Annotated in this window: 10 protein-coding genes; 6 read left to right on the top strand and 4 right to left on the bottom strand. The window is 59.6% G+C overall.

Annotated elements, in window-relative coordinates:
* Positions 1–89 precede the first annotated feature (89 nt).
* On the bottom strand, positions 90–935 hold the full coding sequence (locus H4V99_RS00670) for an SDR family oxidoreductase (RefSeq protein WP_280674618.1): 846 nt from the start codon (positions 933–935) through the stop codon (positions 90–92).
* 139 nt (positions 936–1,074) lie between these two features.
* Here H4V99_RS00670 and H4V99_RS00665 point away from each other — a divergent pair, with 139 nt between their 5' ends.
* On the top strand, positions 1,075–1,218 hold the full coding sequence (locus tag H4V99_RS00665) for a hypothetical protein (protein ID WP_280674616.1): 144 nt from the start codon (positions 1,075–1,077) through the stop codon (positions 1,216–1,218).
* 31 nt (positions 1,219–1,249) lie between these two features.
* On the opposite strand, the gene H4V99_RS00660 is transcribed toward H4V99_RS00665, so the two are convergent.
* Complete coding sequence (locus H4V99_RS00660) at positions 1,250–3,064, bottom strand: DUF4012 domain-containing protein (RefSeq protein WP_280674614.1); 1,815 nt, start codon at positions 3,062–3,064, stop codon at positions 1,250–1,252.
* A gap of 1,374 nt (positions 3,065–4,438) precedes the next feature.
* Between H4V99_RS00660 and H4V99_RS00655 the strand changes: the two genes are divergently transcribed.
* The 3 genes from H4V99_RS00655 (at position 4,439) to H4V99_RS00645 (ending at position 7,804) form a co-directional block, all read left to right on the top strand.
* The gene (locus H4V99_RS00655; RefSeq protein ID WP_280674612.1) at positions 4,439–5,887 is read left to right on the top strand and encodes a lipopolysaccharide biosynthesis protein; all 1,449 of its coding nucleotides are present in this window, start codon (positions 4,439–4,441) and stop codon (positions 5,885–5,887) included.
* A 322-nt stretch (positions 5,888–6,209) separates the two neighbouring features.
* Positions 6,210–7,202, top strand: a complete 993-nt coding sequence (locus H4V99_RS00650; protein ID WP_348522345.1) for a polysaccharide pyruvyl transferase family protein — start codon at positions 6,210–6,212, stop codon at positions 7,200–7,202.
* Between the two features lie 287 nt (positions 7,203–7,489).
* A complete protein-coding gene (locus tag H4V99_RS00645) occupies positions 7,490–7,804 on the top strand; it encodes an acyltransferase (RefSeq protein ID WP_280674608.1) in 315 nt (104 codons plus the stop codon).
* Between the two features lie 128 nt (positions 7,805–7,932).
* On the opposite strand, the gene H4V99_RS00640 is transcribed toward H4V99_RS00645, so the two are convergent.
* Entirely contained in the window at positions 7,933–8,700 is a 768-nt protein-coding gene (locus H4V99_RS00640; RefSeq protein ID WP_280674606.1) for an ATP-binding protein, read from the bottom strand.
* Entirely contained in the window at positions 8,700–9,983 is a 1,284-nt protein-coding gene (istA, locus tag H4V99_RS00635; RefSeq protein ID WP_280674604.1) for an IS21 family transposase, read from the bottom strand. The genes H4V99_RS00640 and istA (H4V99_RS00635) overlap by 1 nt, the downstream gene beginning before the upstream one ends.
* 201 nt (positions 9,984–10,184) lie before the next feature.
* On the opposite strand from istA (H4V99_RS00635), the gene istA (H4V99_RS00630) reads away from it, so the two are divergent.
* Positions 10,185–11,675, top strand: a complete 1,491-nt coding sequence (gene istA / locus H4V99_RS00630) for an IS21 family transposase (protein ID WP_280679857.1) — start codon at positions 10,185–10,187, stop codon at positions 11,673–11,675.
* Complete coding sequence (gene istB, locus H4V99_RS00625) at positions 11,672–12,403, top strand: IS21-like element helper ATPase IstB (protein ID WP_280674602.1); 732 nt, start codon at positions 11,672–11,674, stop codon at positions 12,401–12,403. The genes istA (H4V99_RS00630) and istB overlap by 4 nt, the downstream gene beginning before the upstream one ends.
* Positions 12,404–12,447 lie beyond the last annotated feature (44 nt).

The raw sequence follows: 12,447 nt of genomic DNA, 5'->3' as shown, positions 1-12,447 counted from the left end.
CGGGGTCAGGGGGCTCCTTTTTCAGGGGTATCTCATCGCCAATTGCGCACTCTCAACAGCCCATCTATGTGGGCAGTTAGACCCCCAAGTCAGGGGTGTCGTACTCCGTCACCATTGAGGAGCGCGCGGTAGCCCTCTCGATAGGTGGGATACGTGAACGCGAAGCCCGTGTCGCGCAGCAGCTGGTTGCTCAGGCGCTTGTCGCCGCCCCGCTTGCTGGGGTTCGGGGTGTCGTCACGCTCCGGTTCGGGCAGGCCCAGCTCCTCGGCCAAGAACGTGACCACCTCGTTCATGAGCACGGGAGCGTTATCGACGCCCAGGTACAGGGGAGCCGGTGCCTCGTCGCGGGTGAGCAGATGCATGATCGCGCCGGCCGCATCGTCGCGGTGGATGCGGTTCGTGTGCCTCGACGCCGTGGATACCCGGGCCTTGCCGTCGCGCACCTGCGCAATGAGTCGTTCCCGACCGGGACCGTAGATTCCCGAGAGGCGCAGAACGGTGGCGTCGGGAAAGCGTGCGTGCAACATCTGCTCGGCTTCCAGCAAAATGGTGTCGTTTCCCGCACTCGGGGTGGCGGGGGTCTCTTCGTTCACCCAGCTGCCGTCGTGCACGTCGTATACGGCGGTGGAGGACACGAGCAGCACCCGGCGGGGCGTGATGCCGTCGAGGGCGTTGAGCAGGTTGCGCAGGCCGTCAACGTAGGCCGCCCGGTACACCTCGGGGGTGGGGTTGCCGGCGGCAATGGCCACCACCACGAATTCCGTGTCGGCGGGCAGCGCGGGCTTCTCGAGGGAGAGGTCTACGGACTGCCCGGTGAAGCTGTCGGGAAGCACATCGGCGTTTCGGCGCAGCCCCAGAATGTTGTGACCGAGGGCGGCGAACCGCAACCCAACCTCGGTGCCCAGGTCGCCGCATCCTGCAATAACTACCGTCATATCGCTCCTCTTTGCCTGGCGCGACTCGGTCGTGCCGTTCCTCATAATCTACTTGTACCGAGGTGGTGTTTCGCTGGCAGGTGCGTACCCCCGAACACCGTCTTCGTTCGCCTGCTTATGAGGCGATACAATGAAATGTATGACTAGAATCCGGCCCGAACAGATGGGCCACAAAGCGCTGCTACGTCGTGGTCGCAGCACCAAAGCACTGCAGTACGTGCTTCTCGCGGTGGCTGTGATCGCCGCTGGTGGCCTCGGCTACGCGGCCCTCACCATCGGCTAGATCACAAAGGCTCGATCACAGCCCGCTCCGGCTACTTCTGGGGCGTACAACCCGGGGCGTCCACCGTCACCACGGTGGGGTTCAACATGGGGGTTGTCTGCAGCACGGGAGTGGCATAGGGGCCGGCCGCGCCGGTGAACGTGGCCGTGACTGCGCTGGTCTGTCCGGGAGTGAGCATCACCGAGAACCGCGCCACGGGGCGCCCCAGGTCGTCGGTTGTGGTCTCGAGCTCCGCGCCGCCGGAGGCCTCAACGGCCGACGACTCGAACGTGGTTCCGGGAGGACCGTAGACGAAGATTTCGGTGCGGAACTGCTCGGCCTTCCACGCGCCGCTGGCCACATATCTCGGCAGCGTCGCGGCGATAGCCGGCGTAACGGTGGAGTGCAGGTTCACTCTCGTGCTAAAGGTGGGGTTCTCTGCGGTGCACGAATCGGTGCTCAGCTGGGCACTGGTCTCAAGGTAGTAGTCCATCTTCGACTCGGACATGTCTCGAAAAAACACCCCGGTGGTGGTGGCCTCATCGTTGCTGGTCGGCAAGATACCCGCGATCGGTGTGCCGGCAAGAATTGCCTGTTCCTCCGGGTGCGAGCTCCAGGCCATGATGCGGTGCTCCTCCACACCCTGAGCCACGGCCTTCAGCATCACCTGCGGGTCGGCGGTGGAGTTCGTTACCGCGTCGAACATGGTCTTCGCGGCCTCGGCAAAGAACGCGTCGGTCTGATCGGGGCCATCCCTGCCCTGGTAGCGAAAGTAGATCTCGTTCAGCAACAGCGACACGGCGTTGTCCTCGGTGAGCACATCGCCTGTCGTCATGGTCACCGGGCCGGTGGCCCCGAGCATGTGTGCCAGGGCAGCCGGGTCGATCGAGATGACCCCGTCAACCGTTCCGCCCATGTCGTTTTGCCAGAACGCCTGCGTAATCTCTGCCGCCGTGGGAAAGTCGGGCCTGCTGGTGGCGAGGTTCAGCCGCGTGTACATCAACGGTCCAAACAGGGCCGATAGCGTGGGATTTTCCGCAATGACCGGTGCTCCGTCACGCCACGCGAAGTCCTGACTCGAGGCCTGGCGCGCAATACTGATGGCACCATCGTTCACCGTCACCTCGGTGAGCGCCGCCGCTGTTCCGCCCAGCGCAGTGGTTTCGGCGAGGTTCTGAAAGATCAGAATGTAGGTGCGCGGTCCAGAGACTCCGAGCATCTCGGGGGCCACCGAGGTGAACGTGCTCACGTCGCTCACGGTGGTCGCTGCGCTGTCCAACATGGTGGAAAGCTGGGTGCCGGCCGCGTTCACTTGGTCAATGGTGCCGCCTAGTTCGATGGCAGCCACGGATGCCGCGGCCGAGTCAAGCGCGGTGCTCGCTGTCGCGAGGGCGGTGTTCAGCGCCACGATCGGTGCGAGATCAATCTTTCCGTCAACGGGTTTCAGTGACGCGGCACTCAAGCTCGAAGCCACGGTCGCCACTGGCCCCACGGCATCCTGCGCCACGAGATCAATGGCTTCGGCCATCTGGCGCACGGCGGTGAGGTTCGCTCCTGCAATAGGAATAACTTCGGCCGCCCGCCACAGTGGGTCGTGGGCTTCGGCAACGGCTTTGCTCGTGGCGGCGGATAGGTCAGTCGACGTCTCGCCGAGTTTCACGAAGTCCATGGCTGCTGCGTCCGTCTTGAGCGTGCCGACGAGCCCCTGTGCTGTCTCTAACTCTGTTTTCACGGAGAGAGCCTTGGCGCCTACCCAGCCGCCAGCTGCTCCGAGCACGAGAACCGCGCCCACGGCCACGGACGCGCCAGTCCACACGCGGCGGTTGCGACGTTTTTTCACCCCTCGCCGAGCTGGGGTACTACCCACATCGTTTCCCCCACCGCTAGTGTTACCGATATTTGTTGGCCTCTTCGCGCCCGCAGCACGGTCCCCTACTGAATCACTCACAGATCAAACGCTAATCTATGAACCCGAGCTGACCTGACGTGAACCGATCGTTCAATCTATCCGCTCTCACGAGATTGCCAGTTGGAAGTGGGAGCGCTCCGAATTTCAATGGTCTTTGAATGTTTATGGCCACCGCCCTCCACTCGATTCTTTCAAAAAACTTCGTTTGAGGAGGTGGGTCCGGTTGAGGTTTCTACGTGTGCTCGTTCCGAGAACTTCCGTGGAAGTCGTTTAGGGAGAGACTCGTGTTCCTTCGCTACCAGCCCGGTGATACTTATGCACAGTCTTGGACCCAGTAGTCCTCGCACTCCGCAGAACACCAGCGATTCACGAGAGCCCCCGTTATGGTGCGCTGACACTGAAGGCAGCGATTTTGGCCTTTTTCTCCTAGGGCATGAATCCAGCGTAGGACGATTCTTCGTGGCACCTGAATACCTCCTGAGCCAGTCGAGTGAATGGTGCCAACACCATAGACCCGTCATGATGTGGAGATAACGGGATGGTGACCCTAACGGCATCTCCCCAGTTTTGAGCTCAGGGATGAATTGATTGGCCGTTGTGGCTGGAAGCCGCGCCGACCATGTTGGCAGCCGTCGGAGGATCACTTCAAATAGGTCAAGCGACCGAACTATTGCCCAATGACAGATCAACTCACGCTCAAGGCACTCTTGAGCCCGGTGATCTTCATATTCACTGCAAAGCCACTGTGCTCAATAAGAGTCTTCGAGTGTGTCACGAAATGAAACGCAGCCATTACGCCGTCCAAGCCACATTCCCTCGGACGGATGGGCGGCGGATTTATCCTCTTCAGCCAGCCAGCCAGCCAGCCAGCCAGCCAGCCAGCCAGCCAGCCAGCCAGCCAGCCAGCCAGCCAGCTAGGTGATGTCGTCGTCACAATAATCCAGAAACCAAACGACGGGACTGGGGAATGTCATCTTCACGGCGCCCCATTTAATCGCTAAAAGCACGGTACAGCGAAGCAGCTGACATGATTGTCGAGCCGGATGTTAGAGACGCTTCGTGCCTCGAAGCGTACCTTTTGCACGAGATTGGTTGCTACGGTCGCTCGGCAACACTGCCGCGTAAACGATACTCACGGACGCTATAGTCGATATTGACTTGTTGAACAAGGGCATGGCCGCGCAGGCCTTAGCTTCGCTACTTCGCAGTCCCAAAGGGGTAGGGGAATTCTAGATTGAGCGTCTGCAGGGCATGTTTCGTGGGGAACGCAATATGGCTCAATCAGCTTGACCCGGTAAATCTCTTGTCTGTTGCACTGTCGGAGATTTGCCTGTGAGCTTGTCGGCTGCTGCTACTCGAGGTGGCACGGCAGTGGTTACAGGGCAGGTCATCAAGCTAGGCCTGCTCCTCGTGAATCTAGTTGTTCTTGGACGCCTGCTGTCGCCCTCGGACTTCGGCCTTCTAGCAATGGTTATGGCCATCGTCGGAGTGGGGGAGCTTTTTCGAGATTTCGGTCTTTCATCAGCGGCCGTGCAAGCAAAATCGGTAAGTCACGCACAGAAATCCAACCTTTTCTGGATTAACTCACTGCTTGGCCTTTTTCTCGCAGGGGCTAGCTGTGCGGCAGCCAATCTAATCGCGTCGCTTTATGGCGATCCTCGACTGGTTAACGTCATTCTTGCGATCTCGATGACGTTCATCCTGAATGGCGTTCAGACGCAATTTCAAGTCGAGCTCATACGGAATCACCGATTTTTAGCCGTAGCCGCCACAGATGTGGCGTCGCAGGTCGCAGGCTTGGCCGTTGCCGTGATTCTTGCGCTTCTTGGAGGGGGATATTGGGCACTAGTTGGGTTACAACTGGGGATAGCAGCCACACTCTGCATTCTCCGGGTTGCATCTGCCAGATGGATTCCCAGCCTGCCGTCGCGTAGAACAGAAATTAAGTCATTTCTTCAGTACGGGTGGAATCTGGGCTGGGCCCAAATCGTCGGTTACATAAGCTACAACATTGACAGCATCATCCTCGGTGCTCGGTCGGGTGCCTCGGCCCTCGGCCTCTATAGTCGAGCATTCCAGATCATTACATTGCCGGTCGTGCAGCTTTTGGCCCCTCTTTCAAACGTTGTGCTTCCACTTCTATCTCGAGTTGAGTCCAAGGACGTGTTCGTTCGGGCGATCATTCGTATACAACTGATACTTAGCTATAGTGCAGCTCTATTCTTCGGACTTCTGGTCGCGACGGCGTACCCATTTGTTCGACTACTTCTGGGGGCCGCTTGGGTGCAATCCGCGCCAATCCTTCAGCTGTTGAGCATCGGTGCGCTCTTCCAAGTGGTGACCTTTGCAGGGTATTGGGTCTTTCTTGCTCGCGCTCTCACGAAATCGCTTCTCCGATATAACCTCGTCACAAAAACTTTTGTGATTCTCTGCGTCGCGGTGGGAAGCAGTTGGGGTCCGCTCGGCGTCGCGGCTGGCTATTCCCTTGGCCTTGTAGTTTCTTGGCCCGTTTCATTGTTTTGGCTAAGTCGCATCAGTGATTTCCCGGTGAGACAAACGACGCCTATAGTCCTCAGGGGAATCGGTCTAGCCGTGACAGTGGCCTCGTGCGGCCTTGCATTCGGGGCGCTTATGCCCGTAAACCACACCGTCCTCCAGTTCGCGATCAACTTCATCGGAGCAATCCTTGGACTTGGGCTAACGCTGGCTTACCGACCTTTGAGAATGGAACTTCTGCAGTTGGCTGCAGCCGCAGCCCAAACAGTTCGACGAAAGCTGTGATGGTCATCTCCACCACCGGCATGATGGGAATAAAAATTTGATATCCGCGAAATCTACGCGTCCGATCCCAACTAGAGCACCTTTGAACTCCAGGGTTAAAGCCGCCCTCACACGCGCTCTAGACAGTCGCTTCAGCCTCGCTCTGACTTCCAAACTTGATTGTCTCGTTGTTGGATGGCATTCCCGCTCGCGGGACAAAGGCCAAAACTTGGGCGCGCACGTACTTATTAATTCCACAGGAGGTGGAAATATTGGCGACCAAGCTATGTTCGAAAGTTTCCTAGGCAACGTCGACGGACCTGTACGAGTAATAGTTCGCAGTGTGGATGCTTTCGAAGTTCCGGAGGAATTTGAGCGGGCGAGGATCAAACTCGTTGTGCTCCCACGGCTCGTCTATGGACGGGGCGTGAGCCGTCTTTTTAACATCGTTGCGTTCGCTCGCGTTCTTCGCGGCGCTCGCTCCCTATCTATTGTTGGCGCTGATGTTATGGATGGCGGGTACGGACGACGGCCGTCGGTACTCGAGTGGAGCTTGGCTTCCGCGGCGGCCAAGGCTGGCATTCAGACCCGCGTACTTGGGTTTAGCTGGAAAAACGACGTAGACCGTCAGGTTCAGGTTGCTGCGCGCCGGGCAACACGCAGCGGAGTCGTTGCTTTCGCTCGCGATCCGCATTCACGAGCTCGATTGCAGGCCAATGGTGTGAAGGTGGAAGAGGCTGCCGACGTCGTCTTTTTGCATTCAGGAACCTCAAAACCGAATGTGCACGACGAACGCCTTCAAGGGTGGATCGAAGCGGGGAAACGTGTCGCCATTCTCAACATGAGTGGTCTGATCCAGGCGACATTTGATCAGACTGAAGAATATGGCCTCATAGTCGAAGTCCTCCGAGGGCTCGGGTATGAAATACTACTGCTTCCTCATGTTTCGACGGACATTTCCGTGATCGAGGCCTTTAGGTCGAGTGGCCCTACATACTCGAACATTGATTACGTAGAGCGATTGCTCACTCCGACTGAAGTCAAGGCTCTCGTGGCTAAAGCAGACGTTGTCGTCACAGGCCGAATGCACTTGTCCATCCTCGGCCTAAGTATGGGGGTCCCTTCCATTGTTCTGGCGACACAGGGGAAGGTTCTTGGTTTGATGGAATTGGTCGGTACGCCCAGATTCTGCGTCGACCCAGTGACGGGTTTCGCCAACATCGTCGAAATTCGGCTGCGTGAGCTGGAAATCAGTCGAACCGAGACGGTAGCGATGATCAATTCAGGTGTGCACGAGGCACGCGTGCTGGCTGCGGTAAATTTCCGTGATCTCTAGAAATGGCAAGAGCACGCATAATCGGTTCTCTGTCTCCGGTTGGGCGGAAGTGTCGCGTGCTCGCTAGTCTCTTGAATATTGTCAGGGCGTTAATCGTTCTGCGTACAGCTCGAGCTCGGGTGAGAGGTCTACCACGCCTTGACGGTCTGCTCCCGCAAATAAGAAATAGGGGCACGCTGCTTGTTGGGTCGGGGTTCCAAGCCCAAGGACAACGATTCCGCGTTGGGATTGCGGTCGGTCCGGGTGGGACCTTAGATATTGGTGAAAACGTGTTCCTGAATCAAGGTGTGAGCATTGCAGCAATGACGACAGTAACCATTGGTGACAACGTCAAGATTGCCGATCTCGTGACAATTCAGGACACTAATTACCATCGGGTCGCCCCGGGTGAACAGGTGGTTTCAGCCCCAATCACTATTTGCAGGAATGCTTGGCTCGGTCGACTTTCAATAATCTCTCCCGGAGTAACCATTGGTGAAAATTCGGTTGTGGCCGCCGGCGCGGTCGTGACCAGAGACGTCCAACCAAATACGGTTGTGGCCGGGACGCCCGCAAAAGTGGTTAGAACGTTTTTAGCGCCTCAAGGATGGATCCGTGAATAGTTGATCACAGGTTCCAGGGCTGGTGCTGTGGCGAGTAGCGCTTTATGGTAGCGCCAGTCCAGGTAGTTGGTAACAAATTTCTGACGAGGTGGTAGCGGCCCGGGAGTGGTGCCCGGGCCGCTTTGGTGTTATTCCCAGTAGCTCTCGTGGGCGCGGGCTTGGTCGTTGCGCTGCTGGCGCATGTCGATCTGGCCGAGCTTAATGATGCGGGCGTTGTTGGCGAGGCGGTTCACGATCGAGTCCGCTGCGACGCGGTCGGGCAGCTCGACGACCCAGTGCGCGGGTCCGGTCTGCGAGGCAATCATCGTCGGGAGGCGGTGTTCCCGGTTGGCGAGTATCGCGAATAGGTCGTTGCCAGCGTCGCTGTCGATGCCGACGGTGAGGAAGTCATCGATGATGAGCAGGTCGACGTTCGACAGCTCGTTCAACAGCTTCTGGTGAGCGATGGCATCACCGCGAGCGATGACGAGCTTTCGGGCGAGGTCGTCCATCCGGTAGTAGAGCACCGAATGCTCGCTCTCGCAGGCGCCGATGGCCAACGCGCAGGCGAGATAGGTTTTCCCGCCTCCGGTGGGTGAAATGATCAGCAGATTCGTCGCATCGGAGCGCCAGTCATGAGCGGCATAGCGTCGCATCCTGACCTGGGTGATGCCGCGTCCCTCGCGATAGTCGACCTCGGCGATGGTGGCGCCCGGGATCGGGAACGCAGCCTGGCGGATGAGCTTGTCGACCTTATTGATCCGGCGAGACTCCAACGCGTCGTCGACCGCGGTGAGGAACAGCTGCTCGGGGGTGAGGATGTCGTTGGCTTCGTCCTGAATGAGTTCCTCCAGCCGAGTCGCAACATGGGTCACCCGCAGGGCCCGGAACTTGTCGTAATCAACGCTGGTGAACATCACTTGACCTCCTCGTCGCGGGCATAGTGCGAGGCGTCACGCACATAAACATCCGGCATGGTGTCGCGGAACACGACCGTACTGACGTGTTTGCGCGTGGAGGCGGCCGGGACCTTCGCCCGCGGCTTTTTCGTGTCGCTGTCGATGGCCGCCATCAACCGTTTCAGCGTCGAATAGGTCGGATGCGCGCTGCGGTTCACGAGCTCCTGGCAGGCCGCCTCCAGCCGTTCCCGGTTGTTCTTGCCAAGCCCGTCGAGGATGTTCTGGCAGGACAGGTAGCCCTGCGCTTCGATCGCCTGGCTGTCCAGGATCTGCTCGATCACGGTGACGGTGGCCGGCCCGACGCTGCGCGCCCGGTCGGTGAACCAGCGCCTCGACCACAGCCCGTCGATATCGCGGTGCTGCGGCGGGACATGGTCCGGCAGGGTCGAGTATTGGCCTTTGCGGCCCGTCAGCCGCGGGTGTTCGCAGATGCTCTCGTGCCCGTCGAAGACCGTCACCCGTGACGACGTCAGCCGAACCCGCAGCAGCTTGCCCGCCAGAGCGAACGGCACCGAATACCGTTGCGTGTCCGCGGTGACATGGTAATTTCGGGCCGCCTTCAGCTCCTTCCACTCGACATCCTCGAACCCCGCATCTGGAAGAGGGCCCAGCAGCTCCCGCTCCTCGCTGTCGAAGCGTTCCCACCGGGTGGTGTCGTCAGCGCGGCGGATGTCATGGTTGATCTCCCGCACCCGTTCCTCAATCGCCGCGTTCAACTCGCCCAGCGTCGTGAAGACGTCGTCCTCGAGGTAGCCGATGACGCGTTTGTTGACCACGTTCACCGCATTCTCGGCAGCCGCTTTATCGCGGGGCTTTTTCACTCTGGCCGGAACAATTGCTGTCTGGTAGTGATCAGCGAGCTGCTGATACCTGGCGTTAACGATCCGCTCCGCATCACCCTTATGAGTCTGGTGGGTGGACGTTGTTGGGTTATCCGGCACGACGATCTGCGTCACGCCGCCGAAGAACGCGAACGCTTGAACGTGCGCGTCGAGCCACGCCGGAGACTTCATATCCGCGTAGGCGCGGCAGAACATCAGTCCCGAATACGGCAGCACCGCGACGAACAGAATTGCTCTGACGACCTCGCCGGTGATGGTGTCGACGACGTCCATCGTGTCGCCGGCCCAGTCCACCAGCATCGCCCGACCAGGCTCATGGCGCAGCATGTGTGTGATCAACTCTTTGTAGGCCGTTTCGGCGGTGGAATCCTGCCAAGTTAGCGGCTGGTTTCCTGCCAAAAGAGCACTAAAAATCAGGCCAGTCGATTCCCCTCCACGACCGTGGATTCGGGGATGGCGCAGAGATTGAGATCACCGGTGGCCGAGGCCCTCTTCAGTGAGCTGGAGACATGGGCCCGCCACCCCCCGATAGGTTCCTTACGGCGCAGCAACTGCCAAGCGGTCGCGCCGGAAGGAACCAGGAAGCAGATGACGGTACCCATGTCCGTGCAAGAAAATATCAGAACTCTCGACTCTCACGGAATCGCGGGCCGTGAAATCGCCCGCAGGCTCGGAGTCAGTCGCGACGCGGTGGTCAAATACACCAAGCAGCAGGATTACTCGCCGAAACCACCGGCACCCGTGCCCCGGCCCGCTGGGTCAGTTTTGACCGGGTGTGAGACCACCATTGAGATGTGGTTGGGTGAGGATCAGCGTCGGCCCCGGAAGCAACGCCACACCGCCAAGCGGGTCTTTGATCGCCTCGCCACCGAGGAAAGCTACACCGGGAGTTACTCCTCGGTGCAACGCTTCGTCAGGACGTGGAACGACCAACACCGCCAGGCCGGGGAGGGCTTCACCGAACTGGTCTGGCCGGCTGGCACCGCGCAGGTTGACTTCGGTCAGGCCGACGCCATCATCGGCGGAATCCGGCAGGTTCTGCACATCTTCGTTGTCACGTTCCCGTTTTCGAACATGCGCTTCGTTCAGGCCTACCGCGGCGAAACCGCCGAGTGTGTCTGCCACGGGCTGCGAACCGTGTTCGATCACATCGGTGCGGCTCCCCGGCACCTCGTCTTTGACAACGCCACCGGCATCGGCCGCCGCGTTGGCACCAAGGTCGTTGAGACGAAACTGTTCGGCGCGTTCAAGTTGCACTACAGATCCGAGTCCCGGTACTGCAACCCGTACTCCGGCAATGAGAAGGGGAACGTGGAAAACGCGGTCGGTTTCCTTCGGCGGAACTTGATGGTCCCCGAGCCCGAGGCGGCCACCCTGCAGGGCCTGAACAACGTGTTAATGGTGCGGTGCATGGCGTTGGCTGAGGCCACGCACTACCGCAAAGGCCTGCCCATCAGCGAGCTCTTCGCCCAGGACGTCGCCGCAAGCCTTGCTTTGCCCGGCGTTGGCTTTGACCCGGTGCGTTATGAATCCCGCACGGCCGACAAGAAAGGGAGCCTCCTCATTGACGGGAACACCTACGCCGCCGGGTCCTCTTTCCACAGCCGCACTCTCACGGTCGGACTCCGCCATGACGTCGTCGAGATCCTCGACGAGCACGCCACACCAGTCCGTTCATTCCCGCGAGCCTTCGGTCACCAGAGTGAGACGATCTTCGAACCGGCCGCCCTGCTGCCGTTGCTAGTGACCAAACCCGGAGCCTGGGGCCATTCCCAACTGCGGCCATTGGTCCCGGGGCTGGTGCGCGACTGGCTTGACACAGCCACCGCCACCAACCGCCGCCGGCTCCTCAGCGCCGTTGATGCCGCATCGGGATCAGCCGGTTTCGACGCCGCCATCACTGCTGCTGACCTGCTCATCCAGCGCGGAGACACCCCGGAGATCGCAGCACTGGGCATGCTCGCCCGGCGCCTGGCCGACGGCACTGCCCCGTCGGTGGAGAACGTGGACTTGAGCGTTTATGACATCTTCACCACCGACGCCTTCAGCACCATCAACACCATCAACACTCTGACGGGAGAAATCGCATGAGCCTCATCACCGTCCAAGACATCATCGACACCGGCCGGCAGGCATCACTGACCCAAACGGTGCTGCTCAAATGGGCTGAGAAAGGCACCCCGAAACAACGCGAATACCTCCACGGGATGCTCCTTGCGGAGCACGAATCCCGACAAGCATCACGCCGCCAACGACTGTTGAGCGCCGCCCGGCTGCCCGCACTGAAATCACTCACGGGTTTTGACTACTCGAGCGTCAAGTTCCCCGAGGACTACGGCCGGGAAGAGCTGACGTCGCTGGAATTCATCAACCGAGCCGAGGACCTGGTCCTCTATGGCGATGTCGGCACCGGCAAAACTCACCTCGCCAGTGCACTGATCGCCGCAGCCTGCCGCGAAGGAATCCCGGCACGCTTCTTCACCACCTCATCCCTAGTCATGCAGTTGCGCCGCGCTAAAGACGAAGGCCGACTCGACCGGGAGCTGGCCAACATAGCCAGAAACCGGCTAATCGCAATTGATGAATTTGGCTACTTACCCATTGACACCGAGGGCGCGCGGCTACTCTTCCAAGTCATCGCCGATGGTTATGAAAAAAGAAGCCTGATCATCACTACAAATTTGGAATTTTCGCGCTGGGGAACAGTGTTCGGCGACGACAACATGGCCGCTGCCGTCATCGACCGCATCGTCCACCACGGCCGCCTCCTCCAGTTTCGCGGAGAGTCCTACCGCGTGAAACACGCCCTCATGAAATAGCGTCGCGCCCGGCCGACCTCGACCCAAAGCCATCCGAGCCACCC

Origin of the sequence: Cryobacterium sp. CG_9.6 (assembly GCF_029893365.1) — a bacterium.
Taxonomy (GTDB): Bacteria; Actinomycetota; Actinomycetes; order Actinomycetales; family Microbacteriaceae; genus Cryobacterium.
Note: the sequence above shows the minus strand (reverse complement) of the source record. Positions and strands in the feature narration are given on the sequence as shown.

Excerpts from the sequence above, each read along its gene's own strand:
- H4V99_RS00640 (WP_280674606.1), bottom strand. The coding sequence starts at position 8,700 with ATGTTCACCAGCGTTGATTACGACAAGTTCCGGGCCCTGCGGGTGACC.
- istA (WP_280679857.1), top strand. The coding sequence starts at position 10,185 with ATGTCCGTGCAAGAAAATATCAGAACTCTCGACTCTCACGGAATCGCG.
- istB (WP_280674602.1), top strand. The coding sequence starts at position 11,672 with ATGAGCCTCATCACCGTCCAAGACATCATCGACACCGGCCGGCAGGCA.
- H4V99_RS00665 (WP_280674616.1), top strand. The coding sequence starts at position 1,075 with ATGACTAGAATCCGGCCCGAACAGATGGGCCACAAAGCGCTGCTACGT.
- H4V99_RS00670 (WP_280674618.1), bottom strand. The coding sequence starts at position 935 with ATGACGGTAGTTATTGCAGGATGCGGCGACCTGGGCACCGAGGTTGGG.